The following is a 24,305-nucleotide window of genomic DNA, read 5'->3' on the forward strand; positions in this document are numbered from 1 at the left end:
GGAGGGCGACCCGCCATATCACTATGAAGGCTTAGCAGTTTTTATACAATGGAGTAAAGAACACTACGGCGAGAGCCGAGATAAGGAAAACAACATGTCACGTACTCCCTTTATTGCTGGCAACTGGAAGATGAACCTTGATCACGCTCAGGCAGTGACCTTGGTACAGAAACTGGCTTGGACTTTGGACGACACCAACTTTGACTTTGACAAGGCAGAAGTTGTGGTCTTCCCTCCTTTTACTGACATTCGCTCGGTACAGACTCTCGTCGAGGGTGATAAGCTCAAACTTGCTTACGGCGGACAGGATCTCTCCGATCAGGACTCCGGTGCTTACACCGGCGATATCTCCGGTGAATTCCTGAACAAATTGGGTGCCAAGTACGTTTTGGTAGGTCACTCTGAGCGCCGGACCATTCATGGTGAGTCCGATGCTGTATGTGCAGCGAAGGTACAGGCAGCTTACCGCAATGACCTCGTTCCTGTTTTGTGCGTGGGCGAAGGTCTGGAAACCCGTGAAGAGAACAAGCATGTAGAGTTCACTCTTGAGCAGCTTCGCGGTTCTTTGGATGGTCTTTCAGCCGAGCAGGCTGAGACTCTCGTGGTAGCTTACGAGCCTGTTTGGGCGATTGGTACCGGCAAAGTAGCAACTTCAGCAGATGCTCAGGAAATGTCTGCAGCTATCCGTGCTGAAATTGAAAAGCTTTACTCAGCTGATGTAGCCGAAAAGGTTCGCATTCTCTACGGTGGTTCGGTTAAGGCTGCATCCGCTCCTGAAATTATGGGCGAGAACGACGTCGACGGCGTACTCGTTGGCGGAGCTTCTTTGGACGCTTCTGAATTCGCTAACATTGCGCGTTTCGACGCATAAGTAAAGTCGCTTAATATAAGGGTCGGTGAATAACGCTCTGGCTTGTTCACCGACCTCTTCTGCAGGTATTGTTTGAGTTTCAATAGTGCCCATCGACTGCATTTGCTTTCAATCTGGCGTATAGTTTTATCTGCCCTGACTACTTAAGAGTAGGAGCGGGCAATCGTTTACTACTTGTGAAAGGCTCTCGTGGAGATTCTCAAAGTCACTCTGATGGTGATTATCGCTATTTCGAGCGTTATTACCGTTCTTTTGGTTCTACTCAACCGCGGTAAGGGTGGCGGTCTTTCAGATATGTTCGGTGGCGGCATGACCACTTCCTTGAACTCTTCAGGATCCGCCTCAAAGAACCTGGTTCGGTTGACGGTAACGGTAATCCTGATTTGGGTTATTTCGATTATTGCTTACGGTCTTATGCTTCGGTTTGAGACGGCATTGGTTTAATATCTCTTAGTTTTAATAAAAAGTGGCTCCCACCAAACGGTGGGAGCCACTTTTGACTGCAACCTCAGGTCTTTATCTAGCTTCTGCTGAGAACTTTAGATTGCCCTGTGCTGCAGCATCCGCCCAAATAATTGTTTTCTCAAGTCCTCTAGCTCCGGCGGCGGGGGTTTCGGTGAGGATATCTGCTGAGAGCTCTTCGTCCTTGACTGATGAAGCTTGCATGACACGCGTCAATGGGGCGTTCTTGTCTTCTCCCGATACCATGAACCAAATCTGCTGGGAATTGCAGATAACGGGTCGAGTCAGCGTTACTCGATGGGGTGGGGGTTTGGGTGAATCATGAACCGCTAGGGTGATTGCCTTTTCTTCATGAATCTCTGGGCGATGGGGAAAGAGCGATGCGATGTGTCCGTCAGGACCCATACCCAACAAAGAAAGACCAAACGTAGGGTATTCTGCGCCCGTAGGAGCAAATTTCTTCAGTTCCTGCCGGTAAGCTTCTGCAGCTTTTTCTGCAGTGTCGAACTGGTCAGATGCGCCTATCACATGCAGATTTTCCGCGGGAATATCCAGTGATGCGAGGAGCGCATCAGCAGCCTGCTGGGAATTTCGGTCTTCGTGACCGGTGGGTACAAACCGCTCGTCGGACCACCAGAAGTGTACGCGGGACCAATCGATATCTTTGATTGCACGCAATTCACCTGCTGCTTCCAGGATCTTGGAACCCATAGTTCCCCCGGTGAGAGAAACCTGTACTAGCTCATTATCTGAGAGGTCCTGCTGTAGGGCGCTGAGAAAATGAGCGGCAAGTTCATCTGCCAAAGTTTTTTGGTCAGGAAAAGAAATAAAGCGTGGTTTAGGCATCGAAAACCTCCGTACAGTTGACGCCTTCAGTGACGTCCTCGTTATTGTTCAAATCAACGACGATGTTCCCAGAGTGAAGCGCCTTGGTTAGCACTTCACCGTAGACTTCATCGGGATCCAGACGCCGCAGTTCCTCTGCCAAACATTCGGCAAGAGTACGAACCGGTAGCGCTATCTGCTGGTCGGGAGCACCGGGATAGGAAAGCTTTGCGATATTCCAATCGGGGCGGTCGATGACAATCTTGCCGTCTTCACGTTCGAGCTCCACCCTGTACAAACCGCGTTCAAGATTGGTCGTGGAAAGGTGAACCTCTGCTTCAAGCTTGTAACCAAGCCACGCGCCGAGCAAGACCACCGATGGAGATTTAGAAGACCCAGAAACGGTAACTTTCTGAGTGGGAGAGTAGGGGATTTGGTCGAGTATAGCCGCTAATTGTATACGCCACAGTGTCAACCTAATCCACGCAAGGTCAGTATCGCCGTCTTGATAGGTTTTGGAGAGCTGGCTCAAAACGGTCATTGGATCATAAGCACGAGCAGAATCAGTAATACGACGCTGGGCAATTCGACCAATGGAAGTTTCAGCAGGAGCTTCAGGAACCGAGTGGGGCCACCACGCCACAATGGGCGAATCGGGCAACAACAGACCAGAAATCAAAGATTCGGTAGGTTCCGCTGCCCGACCCCAACCGCGCAGAACAATGAGCTCAGAAGCACCCGCTTCACCACCTACTTCAATCTGCGCATCCAACCGGTTTTCGGCATCGCGATCTTTTGCAATATGGATAATAATCCGGCAGGGATGTTCGTGCGATGCCGCCTGCGCAGCTTCCATCGCCAGCCGAGAATGCCCCGATTCGGCAAGCATAACCAGCGTCAGAACACGACCGGAAATCGTATTTCCCGTTTCATCCCGCAACCGAGAAATTTCTTTTTCAATTTTGATGGTATCTGTGTTTTCAAGGATGCTGATCACGGGCGTCTCCAAACGCGATTATCGCGAGCTAATAGGGTATTTGCGGATTCAGGTCCCCACGAGCCCGGGGCATACTCATCGGGCTTGATATTGTGCTGAGCCCAATATTTCTCAAAAGGATCAAGAATTTTCCAGGAAAGTTCCACTTCCTCCTGGCGGGGGAAAAGCGGCGGTTCGCCCAGGAGAACGTCCAAAATCAACCGTTCGTATGCTTCAGGGAGCTCTTCGGTGAAGCTGTGACCATAGACGAAGTCCATGTTCACATCACGAATCGCCATCTGGGTTCCGGGAACCTTGGATGAGAAACGAATATTTAGACCCTCATCTGGCTGAACTCGAATCACGATAGCGTTCTGACCGGCGTCATTAGAATTGTTGAACAGCAGATTGGGCGATTTTTTCAAGACCAGTGCGATTTCAGTAACGCGACGCCCTAACCGCTTTCCGGTGCGCAGGTAAAAGGGAACGCCGTTCCAACGGCGCGTATTGATATTGACCTTGATCGCGGCAAACGTTTCAGTGCGGGAGGTAGAAGGAATATCTTTTTCATCAAAGAAACCATTGACCACTTCACCACCCTGGTAACCAGAGGTGTACTGCCCAATCGCAAAGGAGTTCGACAGATTCTCAGGGAGCGTGACCGCTTCAAGTACTTTTTCTTTCTCGGTTCTCAAATGATGAGCCTTGAAAGAAATAGGTTCTTCCATAGCAGTCAGTGCTAAGAGTTGCAGAAGGTGGTTCTGGATGACATCGCGGGCTGCACCTACTCCATCGTAATAACCAGCACGGGAGCCAATACCGAAAGGCTCAGCCATCGTAATCTGCACATGATCGATATGGTTTGAATTCCATAGAGGCTCAAAGATTTGATTGGCAAAACGCATGGCCAAAATATTTTGAACAGTCTCTTTACCCAGATAATGGTCGATGCGGAAAATAGCATCCGAAGGGAAAACATCCTCAACAATTTTGTTGAGGTCGCGTGCAGACTCTAGATCGTGGCCAAAGGGCTTCTCGATAATGACACGACGCCAGCCCTTGCCGTCTTTCTGCTGCGCTAATTCATGTTTAGCCAGCATCTGCAGAACGCTCTCAAAATCCTTGGGCGGAATTGAGAGATAAAACGCGTGATTACCTTGAGTGCCCCGGGATTCCTTGAGTTCTTCAAGAGTTTCATTCAGCCGGATAAATGAATCATCATCGTCAAAGGCACCTTGAACAAAACGTATTCCGGTGGCGAACTGATTCCATACGTCTTCACGGAACGTGGTGCGCGAATGAGCTTCCACTGATTCACGCACAAAATCCTTGAATTGGTCGTGGGACCATTCACGTCGTCCGAATCCAACCAGTCCAAAGCTAGGAGGCAAAAGTCCACGGTTCACCATGTCATATACTGCCGGAAGCAGTTTCTTCCGCGCGAGATCACCGGTTACTCCAAAAAATACCAGGCTACTGGGCCCAGCAACACGGGTGAGCCTGCGATCCCTGGGATCTCTCAGAGGGTTTGATTCATGAGTCATAGACACAGAGTTCTGTCCTTAACTTTTACCTAATATTGTGGCGGTGCCCGCACATTGCGGGCACCGCCCTCATTATTTCACTCAATCGCTAAGACCGTAAATTTTTCTCAGCTTAACTCTTGAATAGGTGACCCATATTATGCAGAGACCAAAGCTTTCTTGACGGTTTCAAGAAGTTCAGCCCAGGAAGCGTCAAACTTTTCGATACCTTCGTCTTCAAGCTTTTTGACAACATCGTTGTAGGAAACACCCTGAGCTTCGATGTCGTTGAGTACCTTATTGGACTCGTCGTACGTACCTGAGATGGTATCTCCTACGACTTCACCGTGTTCAGCGAAGTAGTCAAGGGTCTTCGCAGGAACGGTGTTGACGGTGTTGGGTGCAACTAACTGGCTGACGTAGAGATCTGCAGGATATGCAGGGTCCTTGGTGCCGGTAGATGCCCACAGCGGACGCTGCACGTTGGCGCCTGCGGCTGCCAGACGTTCCCAGCGCTCGGAAGAGAAGGTCTCTTCAAATGCTTGGTATGCCAGGCGAGCGTTCGCCAAACCTGCTTTACCCTTGAGAGCTTTCGCTTCTTCGGTACCAATGGCATCGAGCTGAGCATCGATCTCAGAATCAACGCGGGAGATAAAGAAGGAAGCTACCGAATGAATCTTTGAAAGGTTCTTACCGTTCTCCAATGCCTTTTCCAGACCGATCATGTATGCATTCATGACGGCGCGGTAGCGCTCGAGAGAGAAGATAAGGGTGACGTTCACCGAGATACCCTCAGCCAACGTTTTAGCGATAGGCTCCAGACCCTGCTCTGTGGCGGGAATCTTAATCATCAGGTTCTCACGGTTGACCTTTTCCGCCAGAGACTTTGCCATCTCAGCAGTGCCATCGCTATCGCGAGCCAAACCGGGATCAACTTCTAGGGACACCCGACCATCACGACCCTGGGTGGAGTTGTAGATGGGTGCGAAGACATCGCATGCCTTCTGTACGTCGTCCGCCATGATGGTGAAAACTGCGTCTTCCAGGGAAGTATCAGCAGCCGCCAGTTCTTTAACCTGCTCAGCGTAGGACTCACCGTTAGAGAGCGCGCCGGCAAAGATGGTGGGGTTAGTGGTAATTCCCACAACGTTCTTGGTATCAATCAGCTCCTGCAAGTTACCAGTGGTAATGCGTTCGCGGGAGAGGTCATCGAACCAGAGGGAAACTCCGGCGTCGGAAATTTTTTGAGTTGAAGTAGTCATTGTTAAAACCTTTCGTCCAGAATCTTGAAGAAAATGGAGGGTGCTCTCTCGGTGAGAAAAGCACCCTCTGTGAACTATTTCTGAGTAGCCGCGATGGATTCTTCGGCAGCCTTTACAACTGCTTCAGAGGTAATACCGAATTCTTCGTACAGCTTCTCACCTGCGGCGGAAGCACCAAAGTGTTCCAGAGAAACTGCGCGTCCGGCATCGCCGAGCAAGTCATACCAGCTCATGGCAAGACCGGCTTCAACGGTGACTCGCGCCTTCACCTCGGTAGGAATAACCGATGCACGGTATTCTTCGGATTCAGCAGCGAACCATTCACGTGATGGCATGGAAACTACCCGGGCAGCCACGTTCTTCTCAGCCAGCTTCTGGCGCGCATCCAAAGCAATTTCAACTTCGGAACCGCTAGCAATCAGAATGACATCGGGGGTGCCTTCGGTATCTGCTAGTACGTAGCCACCGCGAGCTGCTCCTTCAGCAGAAGCAAACTTTTCCCCCTCTGCATCGGGGTGCAAATCTTCGCGAGCAACGTTGGTGAGGTTCTGGCGGGAAAGAACCAACCCGGCCGGATGATCCTTGATTTCCAGAATCTTGCGCCAGGCAACGGCGGTTTCGTTACCATCTGCAGGACGAACGACGTCGAGACCGGGGATTGCACGCATTGCAGTGAGGTGCTCTACCGGCTGGTGGGTGGGGCCATCTTCACCCAAACCAATCGAGTCGTGCGTCCATACAAAGATGTTGGGAATGCCCATCACTGCAGCCAGGCGAACTGCTGCGCGCTGGTAGTCGGTAAAGACGAAGAAGGTACCGCTGAAGGGGCGGGTGGGAGACGCTAGAACAATACCGTTGGTAATAGCTGCCGCAGCGTGCTCGCGAATACCGAAGTGCAGTACTCGCCCGTAGGGGCTTGCGCTCCAGCTGGCGGTGCTACGGTGTTCAGGATTGAACGATTTATCAGTGTCGATGGTGGTGTTATTGGAGCTTGCCAAGTCAGCAGAGCCACCCCAAAGCTCAGGCATGACTGGAGCCAGAGCATTGATAACCTTGCCTGATGCTGCACGGGTAGCGATGGAAGAACCAGCTTCAAATACTGGCAGGGATTCGTTCAGGTTTTCCGGAAGCTTTCCTGCTTCTAGGCGAGCATACAGCTTTGCTTCCTCGGGGTGCTCAGATTTCCAAGCCTCAAAAGACTTCTCCCACTCAGCACGTTCTGCTGCATTGCGCTCCTTAACTTCGCGCGTGTAGTTGAGGATTTCATCATCAATGAAGAAATGCTCATCGGGGTTGAAGCCCAGGTATTCCTTGGTAGCAATAACTTCTTCTGTGCCCAACTTTGCACCGTGAACGCCGCCGGTGTTCTTTTTATTGGGGGAGGGCCAACCGATGACGGTGCGCAACTCAATGATTGAAGGCTTATCGGTAACCTTCTTGGCAGCCACGATGGCGTCGTAGAGAGCCTGAACGTCTTCTTTGTATTCGCCGGTTTCAGTCCAGTCAATACGGGTGGTATCCCAGCCATATGCTTCATAGCGTTTCAAAACGTCTTCGGTGAAAGCGACGTCAGTGTCGTCTTCAATGGAAATGTGGTTGCGGTCGAAGATGACGACGAGGTTGCCCAGTTCCTGGTGACCAGCGAGTGAGCTTGCCTCAGAAGTGACGCCTTCTTGAATATCGCCTTCAGAGGCAATAGTGAAGATGGTGTGGTCGAAAGGTGATTCACCAGCAGGTGCCTCGGGATCAAAGAGACCGCGCATGCGGCGCTGAGCGTATGCAAAACCTACGGCAGAAGCTAGACCCTGGCCGAGGGGGCCGGTGGTGATTTCCACACCCTTGGTGTGCTTGTATTCGGGGTGACCAGGAGTCAACGAACCCCAGGTGCGGAGCGCCTTCAAATCATCCATCTCAAGACCGTAGCCATTGAGGAACAGCTGAAGGTAGAGGGTGAGCGATGTGTGACCGGGGGAGAGGATGAAACGATCTCGTCCCATCCACTTGTCGTCGCTAGGATCGTGACGCATCACCTTCTGGAATAGCAGGTGTGCAACGGGAGCCAAGCTCATTGCGGTACCGGGGTGACCGGAGCCAACTTTTTCGACGGCATCTGCAGCAAGGACACGTACGGTGTCCACTGCTCGCTGGTCTTTTTCATTCCACACAAGTTTATTGTTGAGATCAGGCACAGGAAGTCCTTTCTGTGGTGGAGGATTCCCACCGTATTTTCCCTACTATGTAAATCTTTATCTAGTCATCTAGCCCGCCACAAGGGGAGCTAGGGCGATTACTTCCAGAATAGTAGAAAGCACTTCATAAATTCAGGCTCGCTCAAAAAGCTGAACACCCGTGCGTTTTAGGGGAACCTTTTGAGAGCATTCGGAGTGAGGTATAGTTTATATTTGACTATCTGTTACTTTGCCGTGCTCAAAATACTTGCAGACGCCGCAAAGGGGCAGATTATTGCACGCATTCTTGGGTAGGGAGCCAAATTTTGGTGAAGGTCGATAGCACTCCGAGCATTTCTACTGCTCCACGAGAGAGCAGTGCACCTGGAGAGCAAAAAATCGGTTTTGTTCGTAAAGCAAAGGCGTACCTGCACTTGACCAAGCCTCAGGTGATTGAACTATTGTTGGTCACCACCGCTCCAACCATGATGTTTGCCGCCGGCGGTATGCCCAATCTTTGGCTCATTTTGAACACCATGATTGGTGGGGCTATGGCTGCCGGTGCTTCGGGCGCATTTAACTGCTATATCGACCGTGAAGCTGACCGTAAGATGAAACGTACCGAAAAGCGACCTCTGGTCACCGGTGAGTTGACAGATAAAGAAGCACTTGTCTTCGCGTGGATTCTCGCGGTTATCTCCATCGTATATCTCTTCTTCCTGGTCAATCCTTTGGCAAGTGCCTTAGGCGTGGTGGCGATTTTGCTCTACGTGGTCTTCTACTCGCTAATACTCAAGCGTAGAACTACTCAAAATATCGTCTGGGGTGGACTCGCCGGTTGTATGCCCGTCTTTATCGCCTGGGCTGCAGTTGAAAACCGCATTACCTGGGCAGCTGTTGTGCTGTTCCTGGTAATTTTCTTATGGACGCCACCGCATTACTGGCCCCTCTCTATGAAGTATGCCGAAGACTATCAGCGCGCTGGAATCCCTATGCTCGGTGCGATTGCTAGCGCTAAGAGCGTATCCGTTCAGGTAGTGCTCTACGCATGGGCAATGATTGTTTGCTCTTTGCTTCTTATCCCCTTGGGCGGTGCTGGTTGGGTTTACACCATTACCGCTATCGCCGCAGGCGTTTGGTTCCTTTTTCACTGCCATAAGTTGCATCATTTGGCTTTAGAAGAACGCGCTACCAGCCGCACCGCAATGACCGTCTTCCACGGATCTATCACCTACCTCACCGTGTTGTTCATCGCCCTGGCAATCGATCCTTTCGTAGGGGATGCAGTGCTGAGTCTCTAATACTGACTTGCTTGCGAGACATTTCCAAAAGGATTGACTCACGCACTAGAAAGAATAAAAAAGGGCCCGAGAACACTTATGTTCTCGGGCCCTTCTTCCATTGTGTTTAGCGGGAAATGACGGGTGCTTGATAAATCCGGCGAGCTGTTTTTTGCCGCTCTGATGCAGAGCCGATGACCAACTGCTTTTCAATGAGCGATACTGCAGCCCAGATGAAAAGTCCTGAACCGAGCAGGTGCAGTTCTACTAACCAGATAGGAAGTCCGTTGAAGTATTGGGTATAACCTACTACCGCCTGGTAAACCAAGACCAGCAAGACCAGCGTGATTCCCTTCTTGAGGGAGACAGGCCAGTTGTTCTTCCGTTGAAGAAGCAATACAAAAATGACGGTGGCGCAGTAAGCCCATACCCCCAGTGAGTGCATGCGTGTCACGATGACAGGATTAAAAGCGTGACGGTGCGCCTGGGGATCACCTGCGTGAGGACCGGTGCCCGTTACAACGGTGCCCATGAAGACAAGGTAAGCAACCAATGCCAACCCGATCCAACCCAAAATCCGCATTTCCTTGGACTGAGCAGGGAGGGTTTCCTCCAACACTCGTTCAGAGGCAGAAGAAGTTTTCTCAAAATAGCGGAGAACACGGTTGAGGTAGATAGCGGCAATGCCAATCATGATGCCGGTGAGGTAGAAATGCGCTGTAATCATCCAGGGGTTCAGTTTGAGCCACACCGAGATGCCGCCCACAATTGCCTGCAAGGGAATGCCCCAGAGCAGTAGCAAAGAAAGATTGAAAATATCTGAGTAGCGGTTCTGTGCAGAGCGAAGTCCAGTAAACAGAAGAGGGAAGACGTCTTTGAACCCCCGCGCATGAGGTAGGACGATGCGCACGATAGAGAGAAAAGCAAGAACGGTGACCGCCATCAACACGAAAGTGAGCATGCGGTTACCAAACTCAACAATGCCGTGGATGCCCATCTCAGGCGTCGTCGTCCAGGAGCCTTCGGTAGTACAGCGGGGCCACGTATCACAGCCCAAACCTGACCCGGTGAGTCGGACGATTCCGCCAGAAACAATCAGGAAGATATTGGCGAGGACGACCGCGTACGCCATCGTTTTGACCCAGGGGGTGTATTCGGTAGGGAGTAGTTTCTCGCGAAGGGAAACGAGCCTATCGCGCTTTTGAGGCGCGGTGTTGACAGACATAAGAACCTAACTAACGCTATTTACGCTGACCATTTGAAAAATTTGGCGGCAAGGGAGCCACAAAGTATTGCCCATACCAGCATGACGAGGTGGGGCAGGAAAAGAAACTGCTGATGCAAGTATTCTCCACGAAGAGCTGCTCCGAGCGCTCCCGATGGAAGAATATTGACAATCCACCCGAGAATTCCGGGGAAGTGATGGGTAGGAATGAGCGTTCCGCCTCCAATGGCTAGGATTGCCCACGCCATGTTCACAATTGCCAAGGTAGCTTCTGCACGCACGGTACCTGCAATGAGCATCCCCAGCGCGGTGAAAGCCGCTGCCCCACAGAGCAGAGTAGGAATAGAGAGCAAGATGGGGATGAGATGCGGGCGGAACCCTAAGAGAACCGCCACCAGCAGCACAATGAGATACTGCACGACAATGACGGTGAGAACCGCCAAAATTTTACCCATCATCAAACCGGTTTTGCCCAAAGGGGTAGTGGATAGAAAACGGAGAACACCATAGCGGCGGTCAAACCCAGTTGCAATTCCTTGACCAGAGAGCGCCGTGGAAATGACACACAGCGCTAACACCCCTGGTACCGCAATATCTAGACGGGTTACACCTAACTGCTGGGCATAAGAATCGAGGAAGCCGGTATACCGTAGACCCACCAAAGCGAATAGAGGGAATGCTATGTTGAGCAGAAGTTGCTCGCCATTTTTAAGCATGGCGAACGTTTCATATTTTCCCTGCGCCAGGATACGTTGTGGAAAGCTTGCAGCAGAGGAAGCAACTTGCTGGCTCATTGAATATCACGTCCTGAGATTTCTAAAAATACGTCTTCCAAGGTGCGCTGGGAAAGTTCGAGCGAAATCGGCATAAGGTTTTGCTGCTCTAGTTCAGCGCCGAGTTGAGCAATGACGCCGGGGGAGAGCTGCCCCTCCAACGCATAGTGGTGGTCGGAGAGGTGAATCAACGTGACATCAGAGCGCAAACGGTCTGTGAGGCGTTGAGTATTGAGCTTGTCAGCCAGAGTAAAAGTAAGTCTTTTATGGTTGCTGTCTTCCCCCACCAGAAGCTCCTGGACGCTACCGTGCCGAACCACAGTGCCGGCGTCGACGATATACACATCGTCAGCAAGCCTTTGGGCGTCGTCAAGAAGGTGGGTGGTGAGAATAATGCCCACGCCTTTTTCTTTTTGCTCGCGGATAATTTCAAAGACGACATTGCGGGATTGGGGATCAAGTCCGGCGGAGGGCTCGTCAAGGAAAAGTACTTCGGGCCTGCCCATCAGAGCTGCGGCGAGCGCAACACGTTGTTTTTGTCCGCCGGAAAGTCTGCGGATAGTGGTTCCGTTAAAGGAATGGATTCCCAACCGCTCTGCAATTTCATCGACTTTCAGGGGATTCTGGTACATCGAAGAAATGTGCTTCAGCAAGGGGATGGGTCGCATTGCCTGGGGTAAGCCGCCGTCTTGCAACATGATTCCCACGCGAGCGCGTAATTCTGGAGTAGCTCCCCACGGATTTTCACCGAGCAACTGCACTGTGCCTGAGGTGGGTTTTTGAAGCCCCTGGGCGCATGCAAGCGTGGTGGTTTTCCCGGCACCATTTGCCCCCAATAGCACACTGACTTCCCCGCGGTGGGCGGTGAGTGAGAGTCCATTGATAGCGCTGACGGTGCCGCGTTCGTTGATTTTCTCTGGATGTTTCTGCGCAAAATCACGCGATGGCTTAAATTCTTTAACCAGAGAATCTATCTGAACTGCAGCGAGGGCAGAGGTGTTGCCCAGCTGAAAATGCGGGTGTGAGGAGTTCAGGTTTTGCACTACTCTAGCTTACGCTGTGGCGAATAAAGTCTCATCTCCGGCAGGTGTATTTGGTCAAACTATCAGAGCAATCCCAGGGTGTACCTTAGCTAGGGGATCAAGTAGTAGGTGAATCGAGTGTGCGCTGAGAGCAAAGAAAGGTTTGCCTTACTAGATTTGAACCCACGAATTAGGTCATACTTTATTTGTGTATTCCGTGAATCAAGACTCCGCAAAGAAGCCTACTGGTGCGCGCAATACAGAAGCAGATGAAAGAACACGCGACCGTGTTCTGACCGGAGTACTCACTCAGGGCCCTGTTTCTGCGGCCAGTCTCGGTGAAGAACTCAATCTCACCCCCGCCGCGGTGCGCCGACACCTCGATGTCCTCGAACACGACGGGCTCATTATTGTCGCACCTCTTAAACAGCACGGAGCAGGCGCCGGACGACCCGCGCGTCGTTACGTCATAGCCCCTCAGGGGCATTCTCAGATTGGAAATGATTATCTGGGAATAGCAAAAGACGCTCTGTACCTGCTTGAGGAGAAGGTTGGCAAACAGGCTTTGCAGGCTTTCGTTGAAGCGCGTTCGGCAGAGATGGAAGACCGCTACCGACCTTTAGTTGAAGCGGCTGGCAACGACATTATGGCGCGGGCAAATGCACTCGCTTTGGCGATGTCGCAAGATGGTTTTGTTGCATCGGCTCAAGTAATGGACCCGCCAGCCGGGCGAAAACTACCCCAACATCTTCTAGCGAGTATTCAGCTATGCCAGGGGCACTGCCCAGTGCGTGATTTGGCTGAAGATTTTCATATTTTCTGTGACGAAGAAACCAAAATAATTGCGGATCTTCTCGGTGTCGACGTTCGACGGCTCTCCACTATGGCAGATGGTGCGCACGTGTGCACCACCCATATTCCACTGGAGCGGTTGAATGTGACCGAGCCACAGTAGAAAAGACTTTGCGGCGCATGCCGCTAAAGAACCCCACAAAGAAAGGCCAAAATGACTGAGCAAGTTGAGCGCAATGCCAACAACACCGTCATTTCAGAGATTCTGGAGGCTAACCCCGAGCTCGAGGGCATTGGTACCTACGAGTACGGTTGGGCCGACTCTGATATTGCAGGTCAGACCGCAAAACGCGGTTTGAATGAGGATGTTGTTCGTGATATTTCCTCGAAGAAGAACGAGCCCGAGTGGATGCTGAATATGCGTCTGAAGGCTCTGAAGTTCTTCGATCGCAAGCCCATGCCCACCTGGGGTGCGGATCTTTCGGAAATTGATTTCGATAACATCAAGTACTTTGTGCGCTCCACCGAGGGCCAGGCAAAGACTTGGGAAGATCTTCCCGAAGATATTCGCAATACCTACGAAAAACTGGGTATACCCGAGGCTGAGCGCGAGCGCTTGGTTGCTGGCGTTGCAGCGCAGTATGAATCTGAGGTCGTGTACCACCAGATTCGTGAAGACCTTGAGCAGCAGGGTGTAATCTTCGTTGATACCGATACTGCGCTCAAAGAGCATGAAGAGATTTTCCGCGAATACTTTGGCACCGTTATTCCTACCGGTGATAACAAGTTTGCAGCGTTGAACACCGCCGTATGGTCTGGTGGCTCATTTATCTATGTACCCAAGGGCGTCCACGTTGATATTCCCTTGCAGGCTTACTTCCGTATCAATACGGAGAACATGGGTCAGTTCGAGCGCACTTTGATTATTGCTGATGAAGGTTCCTACGTTCATTACATCGAAGGTTGCACCGCACCTATTTACAAGTCCGATTCTCTGCACTCGGCAGTGGTTGAAATCGTGGTGAAGAAGAACGCCCGCGTTCGCTACACCACTATTCAGAACTGGTCGAACAACGTGTACAACCTGGTGACCAAGCGTACTCTCTGCGAAGAGGGCGGCACCATGGAATGGGTCGACGGCAATATCGGTTCTAAGGTGACCCAGAAGTACCCTGCTGTGTACATGGTAGGCGAGCACGCCAAAGGCGAGACTCTCTCCATTGCCTTCGCCGGTGAAGGCCAGCATCAGGATACCGGTTCGAAGATGGTTCATATTGCACCTCATACGTCTTCTTCGATTGTCTCCAAGTCAATTGCTCGTAACGGCGGACGCGCTGCATACCGCGGGCTCGTGCAGGTTCGAGAAGGTGCACACCACTCGAAGTCTTCGGTGGTCTGTGACGCTCTCTTGGTAGATACCATTTCCCGCTCGGATACCTACCCCTATGTGGATGTTCGCGAGGACGACGTCACCATGGGACACGAGGCAACCGTCTCTCGCGTATCTGAAGAGCAGCTCTTCTACCTCATGCAGCGCGGTCTGACTGAAGAAGAAGCGATGGCAATGATTGTTCGCGGCTTCGTTGAACCTATTGCGCGTGAACTTCCGATGGAATACGCACTTGAATTGAATCGTCTGATTGAACTTCAGATGGAAGGATCTGTGGGCTAAATATGTCAAACATTGAAAATAAAAGCCATAACTCTCCTGCGATTCCAGGTATGACCGACGAAGGCGAGAAGCTAGCTACTGAGCAGGTTCAGGACGACACGATTCGTGTTGAAAAGAAGACTGTAGATACTTCCCGTGCTGGTCGTCCTACCTCTTATAAGGTGGAGGACTTTGCTGAACTGACCGGGCGTGAAGAGGACTGGCGTTTCACTCCTCTGAAGCGTTTGGGTGGTTTGCACACCGATGCGCTGACAGGTCAGGGCGTTGATATTTCAGTTTCAGCGCCCGATTCGGTCTCCGTAGAAACGGTCAATCGTGATGATTCGCGTATTGGTTCTGCGGGTATTCCCGAAGACCGTGTTGCTGCAAATGCTTGGTCAAGTTTCAGCGAAGCTACCGTGATTACGGTGGGTCAGGAAGATGAGCTGGATCAGCACATTGCGTTGCAGATTCAAGGTACTTCGATGGAACCTACCGCTCAGCATATTGTGGTGGAAACCAAGCCCTTCTCTAAGGCAGTGGTGGTTTTGCGTCATGCCGGTTCCGCCGTGGTTTCCCAGAACGTTGAATTCAAGGTGGGGGATTCATCCTCTTTGACCGTGGTTTCGGTTCAGGAGTGGAACGATGACGCCATCCACGCTTCTGCCCAGTACGCCAAGTTGGGTCGCGACGCTCGTTTCAAGCACATCAACATCTCGTTGGGCGGCAATCTGGTACGAGTTACTCCTTCCACCAAGTTCAGCGCTCCCGGTGCAGAAACCGAAATGTACGGTCTTTACTTCGTGGATGCCGGTCAGCATATTGAGTCTCGTTTGTTCGTGGATCATTCTGTGCCTAACTGCAAGTCCCGCGTTACCTACAAGGGTGCTCTGCAGGGGCGCAACGCACACTCGGTATGGGTGGGTGACGTTCTGATTGGTAAGGATGCCGAAGGCACTGACACCTACGAGCTCAACCGTAACTTGATACTTGAGGATGGCCCTCGGGCTGACTCTGTACCTAACCTTGAGATTGAAACCGGTCTCATTGACGGTGCAGGTCACGCTTCGACCACCGGCCAGCTAGATGATGAACACCTCTGGTACCTGCAGGCACGCGGTATCCCCGAGGCAGAAGCACGCCGCCTGGTAGTGCGCGGATTCCTCAATGAAATCATCCAGCAGATTCACATTCCTGAGCTCGAAGAAAAGCTCATGGATGCACTTGAAGAAGAACTGGCTCTCAGCAATAACTAGCGCAGGCGCGCTCCACAAATTTTTAGGAGAAACATGTCAACTCTAGAAATCAAGGATCTTCACGTCTCCGTCATTTTGGACGACGAGAACTCCAAGCCCATCCTCAAGGGCGTAAACCTCACCATTAACTCCGGTGAAATCCACGCAATTATGGGCCCTAACGGTTCCGGTAAGTCCACTTTGGCTTCTACCATTGCCGGTCACCCCAAGTACCGCGTTGATTCCGGTGAAATCCTGCTGGATGGCGAAGACGTCACCGAGATGTCTGTGGACGAGCGTGCTCGTGCCGGCTTGTTTCTGGCAATGCAGTACCCCGTAGAAATCCCCGGCGTCACCATGTCCAACTTCCTGCGCTCCGCAAAGACCGCCATCGACGGCGAAGCACCTTCGTTGCGTACCTGGACCAAGGACGTCAAAGAAGCTATGGGTGAGCTGAAGATCGACCCCGACTTCATTGCTCGTAACGTCAACGAAGGTTTCTCCGGTGGCGAGAAGAAGCGCCACGAAATCCTTCAGCTAGAACTGCTCAAGCCTAAGTTCGGTATCCTCGATGAGACCGACTCCGGTCTTGACGTCGACGCTTTGAAGATTGTTTCCGAAGGCGTCAACCGCGCTCACCAGAACAATGACATGGGTGTTCTGCTCATTACTCACTACACCCGTATCTTGCGTTACATCAAGCCTGAATTCGTGCACGTTTTCGTAGATGGGCACATGGTCGATCAAGGCGGCCCCGAGCTGGCTGACCGCCTTGAAGAAGAGGGCTACGTTTCCTACATCGGAAAGTAAGCTTTCATCGCTACCAAAGGAGTACAGATGAGTGAAGCAACCACTGCTGCACGCCCATCGAAAGAAGAGCTCGAAGACGTTTTGAAAAACGTCATCGACCCTGAACTCGGTGTGAACATAGTAGACCTGGGTTTGCTGTACGGCATGCGTTGGAGCGACGAGGGTGCTCTCATCCTCGATATGACTCTCACCACCGCTGCCTGCCCGTTGCAGGACGTCATCGAGGAGCAGGTCAAGCAAAATCTTGAGCTACTGGTCGATGATTGGCATGTGAACTGGGTGTGGATGCCCCCGTGGGGTCCTGAGCGTATTACCGACGATGGACGGGACATGATGCGCGCCCTCGGATTCAACATCTAGGGTCATCAGAAGATACTGGAAGTCCCTCTCCCACTGCGGTGGGAGAGGGACTTTTCTATAAGTTATCTGTTATATTATGCTGCTGGATTATTGAGGTCGCGAGACTCAAAAGTATTGCACTTATTGATATCACCGCTATTGTAGCCAGACATGAACCACGCAGTACGCTGGGCACTGGTGCCGTGTGTGTAGGTTGAAGAATCCGTAGTGCCGCGAGAGGTCATCTGAATATGATCATCGCCAATGACTTCGGTGGCATTGACAATGCGATCGACTTCGTCCTGAGTAAAGGGTTTAACCTGTACGTCACTGGTGGTGTCATCGGAGGCATGACGAGCCCACAGGCCTGCGTAGCAATCTGCCTGCAATTCCACCCGCACCGCACCGGAGTTTTTACCTTGAGGGTCTCGCTGTGAATATTCCAAATCGCCTAGCTGATTCTGGATGTGGTGACCGAATTCGTGAGCCAGAACGTACTGCTCAGCCGACTGGCCGCCTTCTGCACCAAGCTGTGTTTTCATATCATTGAAGAAGGTGGTGTCAACATATGCCACCTGATCAGCGGGGCAGTAGAAAGGTCCCACCGCGCTGGTTGCGTGACCACAACCGGTAGATGTTTGTCCGCTGAAGAGATCAAGCATCGGCATCTCATATTCCACCCCAGTTGCCTGAGGGAGGTAATCAGCCCAAAATGCGTTCAGTGAGTTAGCAGTACCGACCATGTTACAAGTGGCATTTGAATTAGCATCAGCGCCATCTTGGCAGTCCTGCTCGAGTTGTTTATTGCCGTCTTCACTCTGAACATTGTCATAAGAATAACCAGTTCCACCTGTAACCTGGTTAAGCGTATCTATTCCATCTTGTCCGAAAAAGACGCCAACAATCAGCATGAGTACAGCGCCGCCAATGCCGCCGCCTACTGCGATACCCTTGCCTCCAGAGCTACGTCTAACCTGACTGGTATCCAGCCGTGAATTTTCTTTGAAAGCCATGGCAAAAGCATACAACTAAACCTGCTTATTTTTGGGCGAATCAAGCCCTCTGGCTACTATTGCATCACCTGTTTCGTGAGCATAAGCAACAGTCGTCATGACTAGAGGGGTGAAAAGATGCGCCGCAGACAGTTTAATTCCCCGCGCCTTCACAGCTGTTTGTAGAATTACCCAGCGATCCATAATCACAGGGATAGATCTCAGCATCAACGCTATGGCTAAACCCACGAGTTCAGGCGATACCCCCAGCCCGCGCAAGGGCTTGTACCCGCGCACAAAACCATCGATCAGCGAAGTCATCGGGGTAGTGAACAGCAGTACCTTGGTCGCAAAAATCAGGGTGAGTAAGGTGAGTAGTACATCTGCACCCAGCGCCAGTTTGTCAAAAAAAAGGTAGTAGAGACTCATCGCCAGTAACAACCATTTCACGCTCCATAGCGCAGCCCCGAGCTCATGCAAGCTCAACCGAGCCATCAGCGCCAATACCAGCACCAACATCAACGCGAGCGCAGGCACCCACCACGTGTGCGTCATGGCGCAGGCCAAGGTAATTCCAAAAATAACTAGCCACTTACTCCACAGAGGCGCCCGGTGAATCGGTGAGGATTTTGGAGAGTATGCCCCCATAAGATTATTCATGCCCACCTCGCCGCTCGTCCTCTGCGGGAAAACCTTGAGCACAATAATCCCGATAAATATCTATGATGTCGAGTGCCGGCCCCTGGTCAATCAGCTTCCCCTCATGAATAATAATCGCCTCATCACACCGAGCAGCTAACTCTAAATCATGGGTAGAAATCACCATCTGCTGGGGAAGCTGTTCAAGGAGCTCCATTAGGCGCAAGGCATTGCGTAAATCAAGTAAGGTCGTAGGTTCATCCAATAACAACACCGTCGGCTCCACCGCAAGAACAGCAGTCAGAGCAACGAGTTGGCGCTCTCCGCCAGAGAGCTGATAGATACTGTGGTGCGCTCGATGCTCTAATCCCCTCTGGGTGAGCAATTCAAGAGCGCGTTGTCTGCGGCGGGCCGAATTTAGGTTGAGGCGCTGGAGGGAAAGCTCAACATCCTCGGTGGGGGTGGGCATAATCAGTTGTGCCTGGGGGTCAGAGAACAGCAGTCCGGCGGTTCGACGCACATCAGGCGTGTGCTCTTGGACGTTGACCCCGTGAACATTCACCGTGCCAGCTGAGCAATGAGTAAGTCCGTTGAAGAGTTTCAGGAAGGTTGATTTTCCGCTGCCATTGAGACCCAGTACAGCGGTTTTGGGTTGCCGAAGACTCACTGTGATTTCGTGCAGAATCGTAGATGTGCCTTCGGGGGTTTCTCCAGTAACGCTGACGTTCTGAAGTTCTAGGCCCGCAGCCGGCGAAAAGACTACGGGCCTAGTGGTGGTGTTGGTGCTTAAGGTGCGGCGATTGAAAAAAGGCATACCGATGAGTTTAGCGGCGGGAAAGCGTGGGGAATGCTCGGTGTACGGGCAAGGCAACGGCGATGGCTACGGCGCATTTGATGAGATCCCCAGGAACGTAAAGAAGTGCTGCGGTGAACGCAGCGGGCCAGGAAATACCTGCGTTGATGACCATGCCAGCGATACCTGCCGCCGTCATCAGCACGAAGCCTGCTAGTACGGCTCCGGTTAAACGGAGTATAGGGGATTTGCCGGGTCTTGTGCTCAGCGTGCTGTATGCGAGAGCTCCTGTAAGTGCGGCGGCGGGAGCAAAGGCGAGGAGATACCCTGCTGAAGGTCCTGCCAAGGCTGCAATACCGCCGGATCCACCGGCAAATACCGGTAGCCCAAGTAGGCCAACGATCACATAAAGCAGTACAGCTAGAAACCCTCGTTTGCCGCCTAGAACCAGGGCAGTGAGGTAGATACCTAAGGTCTGAAAGGTGATGGGAACACCGGCGGGGCCAACGGGGAAGGCTGGAAGGATCGCGCAGACGGCAATGAAAGCTGCGAAGACGGCAATCAGCGCGACGTCGCGACCGGTGTTATGCGGTGCGGTGGCTGTAGACGAGGTATGAGTTGAATGCGACATAAGTTTGAATATAACCGATTTTTGAACACTGTTCAAAAAAGTTAGACAGGGGTGAGGTGTGGAATCCTCTATGAGTTTAGACATGAATTGTTCTGTTGGGATACCGGGGCGTACTTTGGGGCATTAGACTGGGATTTTGCGCCCCTAGCATTTTGAAACCGAAAGGCATTCCTTGATTACTGTAACCAATCTTGAACTTCGCGCCGGAGCACGTTTGCTCATGGATGAGGTCAATTTCCGCATTGACAAGGGAGACAAGATTGGGTTGGTCGGTCGCAATGGTGCGGGTAAGACCACTATGACCAAGGTACTTGCAGGGCAAACTCTTCCTGCTGATGGACAAGTCACCAGAAACGGTAAGGTGGGCTACCTTCCCCAGGATCCTAAGGTGGACGATATGTCTCAGTTGGCGAAGGACCGCATTTTTTCGGCGCGGGGTCTTGATGGTGTGGCGCGGAAGATGCGTGAGACGCAGGAGCAGATGGCCAGTGAAGATAGCGCTGTTCAGGCTAAAGCTATGCGCCGCTATGATCGCTTGGAAGCTGAGTTCATTGCCGGTGGTGGATATGCTGCGGAGTCAGAGGCTGCAACGATTACCCACAACCTTGCTCTGCCTGAGCGTCTTTTGGAACAGCCGCTTTCTACGCTCTCTGGTGGTCAGCGCCGTCGTGTGGAGTTGGCTCGTATTCTGTTTTCCGATGCCGATACCATGCTCTTGGACGAACCCACCAACCACTTGGATCATGATTCCGTGGTGTGGTTGCGCGAATTCTTGAAGAACTTCCAGGGTGGTCTGCTGGTCATCAGCCACGACGTTGAGCTGATGGAGCTGGTAGTCAATAAAGTGCTCTATCTAGACGCCAACCGGTGTGTCATCGATGTCTACAACATGAGCTGGAAGAACTATCTGATGCAGCGTGAGCAGGACGACGCCCGCCGTAAACGCGAGCGCGCTAATGCTGAGAAGAAGGCTGGCGCTTTGATGGCGCAGGCGGAGAAGATGCGTGCGAAGGCTACGAAGGCGGTAGCGGCACAGCAGATGATTAAGCGTGCTGAGCGGTTAATGCGCGGGCTCGAAGATGAGCAGGTTAAAGATAAGGTGGCGGCTATTCGTTTCCCCGAGCCTGCTCCGTGCGGTAAGACGCCGCTTTCTGCTGAGGGTCTGTCTAAGTCGTATGGCTCACTGGAGATTTTCACCAATGTTGACCTGGCGATTGACCGTGGTTCGCGTGTGGTAATTTTGGGTCTGAACGGTGCGGGTAAGACGACTCTTTTGCGGATGCTTGCCGGGGTGACTCAGCCCGATACCGGCGAGGTTATTTTCGGTCATGGTGCTAAAGTGGGTTATTTCGCTCAGGAACACGAGATTCTCGACGGTGAGCGGTCGGTGCTTGAAAATATGCGCACCGCAGCACCAGATTTGGATGCCACTCGGGTGCGGACTATTTTGGGTTCGTTCCTGTTCTCCGGAGATGATGTGGAGAAGCCTGCGGCTGTACTCTCTGGCGGTGAGAAGACCCGGTTGTCGTTGGCTACGCTGGTGGCCTCGCAGGCGAACGTCTTGCTTCTGGATGAGCCGACCAACAACTTGGATCCTGCCTCCCGTGAAGAAATTCTCAATGCGCTGCAGCAGTATGAGGGTGCCATTGTGATGGTGTCCCACGATGAAGGCGCGGTGGAGGCGCTTGACCCTGAGCGCGTCCTCATGCTTCCTGATGCCATTGAAGATTTGTGGACCAAGGAATATCAGGATCTTATTTCGCTGGCGTAAGCAGGTGTTCCCAGCTGGCGGCGGGATAGTCGACTATCCCGCCCAAGGCTAGGGCGAACCAGAGAATGTAGAGCGAGAGCGCGCTGGTGAGAACCATTTCGCGCTTGGATCCGGCATCACCAAGGAGCGGTAGGGCAAAGTAGCCTGATTTTTTCCAGAACCTACTCGAAGTGGGTGCCTTCAACGTCAGTGGCCAGACAGGGTTGACGCCGCGCGTCGTGAGAAAATCGCCGATGACGTGTACGGTAGCGCCGACGCCGATGGCTAGGGGAGTCATAGCCAACGAATCAGTGTGCCAGGCTAGAAAGCCTAGCCCAATAGCTCCAAGCCAGCCTCCGGGCGCACCAAAGGTGCGCAGAGCTAACCCGCCCATGTAAGCGGTAATGAGCAAAGAAGCCCAGGGGATGCCCTGGTAAGTGAGGCGCTCAGCCAAAATAGCAACTGCCCAGAAAAAGATGAGCCCCACTAGGGAATGGGTTCCTTTGCGATGCCCACCGCTGAGGGAACTTACCACCGCTGAGACAATTGAGGACACTGGCGGTATGGAATGTGCAATAGTGCCGTTTTTGTGGTCGATATCTGGAAGCATGCCCGCCCCAGCGCACGTCAACGCAGTGACCAGCAAAATCTGGGGTGATTGAACGGGGATGATATCGGTTTCAACAAGTGCCAACCAGGCTGCAGCAGCGCTCACCGAATGGGAATAACCCATCATGTAAATCTAGGCTCCTTGGGGAACTGGGGTAAAGCCCAAATTTAACATATATCGAATATATATTCGAATCAGGTTCCTAGGGCATGCAATCTACAATCGCGTCTTCCTCTTCCTCATCGGAAGGACGAGCGCGCTTCTTTGAATAACGAGGACGCACAATCGATTTCATATGCGAGGGCATATCGTCGACCATCTCCATCTTGCGCTGCACAACTGCCTCGTCCTCCTCACCAATGTAGTTACCCTCTTCATCGTAGAAACGAGCGTAATACGCCTCTAGCTCAGCAACGACCTGCGCATCCAACTCATCGTTGCGCACCTTCTGCCGCGCTAGCCAGAAATAGGCAAAGTAGCACATCAACGCAAAAACAGCCCACTGCACCGAGTACGAAAGATTGGGACCGGTATCCAGTTCAGGCTCAACTGCCTTTGCCGGCGCTACCGCAGGAGCAGGAACTTCCTCAGCCAAAAGACCGTAAGCACCGGTGCCTATATCAACTCCGGTTTCATCCTTGATTTCAGGAAGATTCAATGAGGCAACCTGCCCCTCGGGAGCACCCTTACCATTGGATCCCTCACCCGGGTGAATACGCGCTTCAACCTTCACCTCACCGGCAGGTGGCGCAGGAATATCAACACCCGGCTGAGAAGCATCAAGTTCACCGGCGGGAATCCAACCACGATCAATCAAAACCACTGCCCCATTATTGGATTCAAAAGGGACAACGACGTCGTAACCGTTGAGACCCTCATAGGGGCGATTACGCACCAACAACTGATGATCCCTTAGATAATGCCCTTCCATCGCCACCGGCGTCCATTGAGTATCCGGATCAAAATCAGAGAACAAATCAGGACGCTGATCCAGCGAAAGAGGCGCAGCATGATAATTCGTAGTAATCAACGAATTCTTATGATCCAGCGCCTCTTTACGGTCCCACTGCCACGTACCCAAATAAAGGCACAGCAAGGACGCCAAAACGCAAATGATAAAACCGGCAATCCACTTGCCGGTCAAAAGAAATCGGTACACTCACACGCCTCGAAACTGGATCAAAATCAACTAGCTCACACTCTAGCCATTGTACAAATTAGTTATCCTACACAGGCAGCCTGAACACTTCCTGCCCGCACCAACCTACTCAGCAGAAGAAATCTCCTCCGTCGCCTTCCAAAACCCACGCGAGGAAAGAAAAGACTCCAAAAACTCCCGATGCTCATCACACGCCAGCCACACCTTGCGCCGCAGAGACGTATGAATATTCGGGTTATTCCACAACACCTTCCACTGCGCTACCTCAGTACATCCCTTACGAGAGCACACCAACACCTCTTCGACATCGCCAGACTCTCGCCCCATACCAGAGGCACCCAAAGAACCTAAAAGATCCACTTCCACACACCCTCTCTGCACACACAACTCATCAACGCCCAGAATCCTCTACCACTTCACCATCAATCACCTCAACAATATCTTGCTCACCCACAACCCCGTCCTCACCGGAGACAGACGGCTCAGGCGCCCCCGAGAAACCCCGCTCACCCTCAGC

Annotated in this window: 24 protein-coding genes; 9 read left to right on the forward strand and 15 right to left on the reverse strand. The window is 52.2% G+C overall.

The window, feature by feature from the left end:
• The first annotated feature begins 94 nt into the window (after positions 1 to 94).
• Together tpiA and secG are read left to right on the forward strand one after the other, a co-directional pair.
• Positions 95 to 871, forward strand: coding sequence for a triose-phosphate isomerase (gene tpiA / locus A7E48_RS01160; RefSeq protein WP_068168391.1), 777 nt, complete (start codon positions 95 to 97; stop codon positions 869 to 871).
• Between the two features lie 189 nt (positions 872 to 1,060).
• Positions 1,061 to 1,315: a preprotein translocase subunit SecG gene (gene secG, locus A7E48_RS01165; protein ID WP_068168394.1), complete on the forward strand. Its 255-nt coding sequence runs from the start codon at positions 1,061 to 1,063 to the stop codon at positions 1,313 to 1,315.
• 72 nt (positions 1,316 to 1,387) lie between these two features.
• On the opposite strand, the gene pgl is transcribed toward secG, so the two are convergent.
• The 5 genes from pgl to tkt all read right to left on the reverse strand — a co-directional run bounded on the left by pgl (position 1,388) and on the right by tkt (position 8,108).
• Complete coding sequence (gene pgl / locus A7E48_RS01170) at positions 1,388 to 2,179, reverse strand: 6-phosphogluconolactonase (RefSeq protein ID WP_068168396.1); 792 nt, start codon at positions 2,177 to 2,179, stop codon at positions 1,388 to 1,390.
• Positions 2,172 to 3,155, reverse strand: a complete 984-nt coding sequence (locus A7E48_RS01175; protein ID WP_068168398.1) for a glucose-6-phosphate dehydrogenase assembly protein OpcA — start codon at positions 3,153 to 3,155, stop codon at positions 2,172 to 2,174. The genes pgl and A7E48_RS01175 overlap by 8 nt, the downstream gene beginning before the upstream one ends.
• Complete coding sequence (gene zwf / locus A7E48_RS01180; RefSeq protein WP_083147105.1) at positions 3,152 to 4,678, reverse strand: glucose-6-phosphate dehydrogenase; 1,527 nt, start codon at positions 4,676 to 4,678, stop codon at positions 3,152 to 3,154. Before zwf ends, A7E48_RS01175 begins: the two co-directional genes overlap by 4 nt.
• Before the next feature lie 137 nt (positions 4,679 to 4,815).
• Positions 4,816 to 5,919 carry a transaldolase gene (gene tal / locus A7E48_RS01185; RefSeq protein ID WP_068168403.1) on the reverse strand — a complete coding sequence of 368 codons (1,104 nt, stop codon included), beginning with the start codon at positions 5,917 to 5,919 and terminating at the stop codon, positions 4,816 to 4,818.
• A 74-nt stretch (positions 5,920 to 5,993) separates the two neighbouring features.
• Positions 5,994 to 8,108: a transketolase gene (gene tkt, locus A7E48_RS01190; protein WP_068168406.1), complete on the reverse strand. Its 2,115-nt coding sequence runs from the start codon at positions 8,106 to 8,108 to the stop codon at positions 5,994 to 5,996.
• Between the two features lie 332 nt (positions 8,109 to 8,440).
• Between tkt and A7E48_RS01195 the strand changes: the two genes are divergently transcribed.
• Positions 8,441 to 9,388, forward strand: a complete 948-nt coding sequence (locus A7E48_RS01195; protein ID WP_068168454.1) for a heme o synthase — start codon at positions 8,441 to 8,443, stop codon at positions 9,386 to 9,388.
• Between the two features lie 106 nt (positions 9,389 to 9,494).
• Here the strand turns inward: A7E48_RS01195 and A7E48_RS01200 are convergent, their stop codons facing one another.
• From A7E48_RS01200 to A7E48_RS01210, 3 genes are read right to left on the reverse strand one after another with little or no spacing between them, the layout of a single operon-like run.
• A complete protein-coding gene (locus tag A7E48_RS01200) occupies positions 9,495 to 10,592 on the reverse strand; it encodes a heme A synthase (RefSeq protein ID WP_068168410.1) in 1,098 nt (365 codons plus the stop codon).
• Between the two features lie 20 nt (positions 10,593 to 10,612).
• Positions 10,613 to 11,386: an ABC transporter permease gene (locus tag A7E48_RS01205; RefSeq protein ID WP_068168413.1), complete on the reverse strand. Its 774-nt coding sequence runs from the start codon at positions 11,384 to 11,386 to the stop codon at positions 10,613 to 10,615.
• Positions 11,383 to 12,399: an ABC transporter ATP-binding protein gene (locus A7E48_RS01210; RefSeq protein WP_068168457.1), complete on the reverse strand. Its 1,017-nt coding sequence runs from the start codon at positions 12,397 to 12,399 to the stop codon at positions 11,383 to 11,385. Before A7E48_RS01210 ends, A7E48_RS01205 begins: the two co-directional genes overlap by 4 nt.
• A gap of 196 nt (positions 12,400 to 12,595) precedes the next feature.
• On the opposite strand from A7E48_RS01210, the gene A7E48_RS01215 reads away from it, so the two are divergent.
• From A7E48_RS01215 to A7E48_RS01235, 5 genes are read left to right on the forward strand one after another with little or no spacing between them, the layout of a single operon-like run.
• The gene (locus A7E48_RS01215) at positions 12,596 to 13,342 is read left to right on the forward strand and encodes a metalloregulator ArsR/SmtB family transcription factor (protein WP_068168416.1); all 747 of its coding nucleotides are present in this window, start codon (positions 12,596 to 12,598) and stop codon (positions 13,340 to 13,342) included.
• Positions 13,343 to 13,393: 51 nt separating this feature from the next.
• The gene (gene sufB, locus A7E48_RS01220; RefSeq protein WP_068168417.1) at positions 13,394 to 14,851 is read left to right on the forward strand and encodes a Fe-S cluster assembly protein SufB; all 1,458 of its coding nucleotides are present in this window, start codon (positions 13,394 to 13,396) and stop codon (positions 14,849 to 14,851) included.
• A gap of 2 nt (positions 14,852 to 14,853) precedes the next feature.
• Complete coding sequence (gene sufD / locus A7E48_RS01225; RefSeq protein ID WP_068168420.1) at positions 14,854 to 16,086, forward strand: Fe-S cluster assembly protein SufD; 1,233 nt, start codon at positions 14,854 to 14,856, stop codon at positions 16,084 to 16,086.
• 33 nt (positions 16,087 to 16,119) lie between these two features.
• Positions 16,120 to 16,875, forward strand: a complete 756-nt coding sequence (sufC, locus tag A7E48_RS01230) for a Fe-S cluster assembly ATPase SufC (protein ID WP_068168423.1) — start codon at positions 16,120 to 16,122, stop codon at positions 16,873 to 16,875.
• 27 nt (positions 16,876 to 16,902) lie between these two features.
• Positions 16,903 to 17,235 carry a metal-sulfur cluster assembly factor gene (locus A7E48_RS01235; protein WP_068168426.1) on the forward strand — a complete coding sequence of 111 codons (333 nt, stop codon included), beginning with the start codon at positions 16,903 to 16,905 and terminating at the stop codon, positions 17,233 to 17,235.
• Positions 17,236 to 17,309: 74 nt separating this feature from the next.
• Here A7E48_RS01235 and A7E48_RS01240 read toward each other — a convergent pair whose 3' ends face one another.
• The 4 genes from A7E48_RS01240 to A7E48_RS01255 are packed head-to-tail and all read right to left on the reverse strand — an operon-like array spanning position 17,310 to position 20,269.
• Complete coding sequence (locus tag A7E48_RS01240) at positions 17,310 to 18,227, reverse strand: neutral zinc metallopeptidase (RefSeq protein ID WP_068168460.1); 918 nt, start codon at positions 18,225 to 18,227, stop codon at positions 17,310 to 17,312.
• Positions 18,228 to 18,242: 15 nt separating this feature from the next.
• Positions 18,243 to 18,866 carry an energy-coupling factor transporter transmembrane protein EcfT gene (locus tag A7E48_RS01245; protein WP_068168429.1) on the reverse strand — a complete coding sequence of 208 codons (624 nt, stop codon included), beginning with the start codon at positions 18,864 to 18,866 and terminating at the stop codon, positions 18,243 to 18,245.
• Positions 18,859 to 19,659 carry an energy-coupling factor ABC transporter ATP-binding protein gene (locus tag A7E48_RS01250; protein ID WP_068168431.1) on the reverse strand — a complete coding sequence of 267 codons (801 nt, stop codon included), beginning with the start codon at positions 19,657 to 19,659 and terminating at the stop codon, positions 18,859 to 18,861. The genes A7E48_RS01245 and A7E48_RS01250 overlap by 8 nt, the downstream gene beginning before the upstream one ends.
• A gap of 10 nt (positions 19,660 to 19,669) precedes the next feature.
• Positions 19,670 to 20,269: a biotin transporter BioY gene (locus A7E48_RS01255; protein WP_068168434.1), complete on the reverse strand. Its 600-nt coding sequence runs from the start codon at positions 20,267 to 20,269 to the stop codon at positions 19,670 to 19,672.
• Positions 20,270 to 20,441: 172 nt separating this feature from the next.
• Between A7E48_RS01255 and A7E48_RS01260 the strand changes: the two genes are divergently transcribed.
• On the forward strand, positions 20,442 to 22,040 hold the full coding sequence (locus tag A7E48_RS01260; protein ID WP_068168439.1) for an ABC-F family ATP-binding cassette domain-containing protein: 1,599 nt from the start codon (positions 20,442 to 20,444) through the stop codon (positions 22,038 to 22,040).
• Here A7E48_RS01260 and A7E48_RS01265 read toward each other — a convergent pair.
• The 3 genes from A7E48_RS01265 to A7E48_RS01275 all read right to left on the reverse strand — a co-directional run bounded on the left by A7E48_RS01265 (position 22,024) and on the right by A7E48_RS01275 (position 24,154).
• Complete coding sequence (locus A7E48_RS01265; protein WP_068168443.1) at positions 22,024 to 22,755, reverse strand: metal-dependent hydrolase; 732 nt, start codon at positions 22,753 to 22,755, stop codon at positions 22,024 to 22,026. The two genes, A7E48_RS01260 and A7E48_RS01265, sit on opposite strands and share 17 nt — an antisense overlap.
• Before the next feature lie 76 nt (positions 22,756 to 22,831).
• On the reverse strand, positions 22,832 to 23,788 hold the full coding sequence (locus A7E48_RS01270; RefSeq protein ID WP_068168446.1) for an SURF1 family protein: 957 nt from the start codon (positions 23,786 to 23,788) through the stop codon (positions 22,832 to 22,834).
• A 105-nt stretch (positions 23,789 to 23,893) separates the two neighbouring features.
• Positions 23,894 to 24,154: a hypothetical protein gene (locus A7E48_RS01275; RefSeq protein WP_068168448.1), complete on the reverse strand. Its 261-nt coding sequence runs from the start codon at positions 24,152 to 24,154 to the stop codon at positions 23,894 to 23,896.
• Between the last annotated feature and the right edge of the window lie 151 nt (positions 24,155 to 24,305).

It is taken from the genome of Rothia sp. ND6WE1A, from assembly GCF_001683935.1.
Taxonomy (GTDB): Bacteria; Actinomycetota; Actinomycetes; order Actinomycetales; family Micrococcaceae; genus Rothia; species Rothia amarae.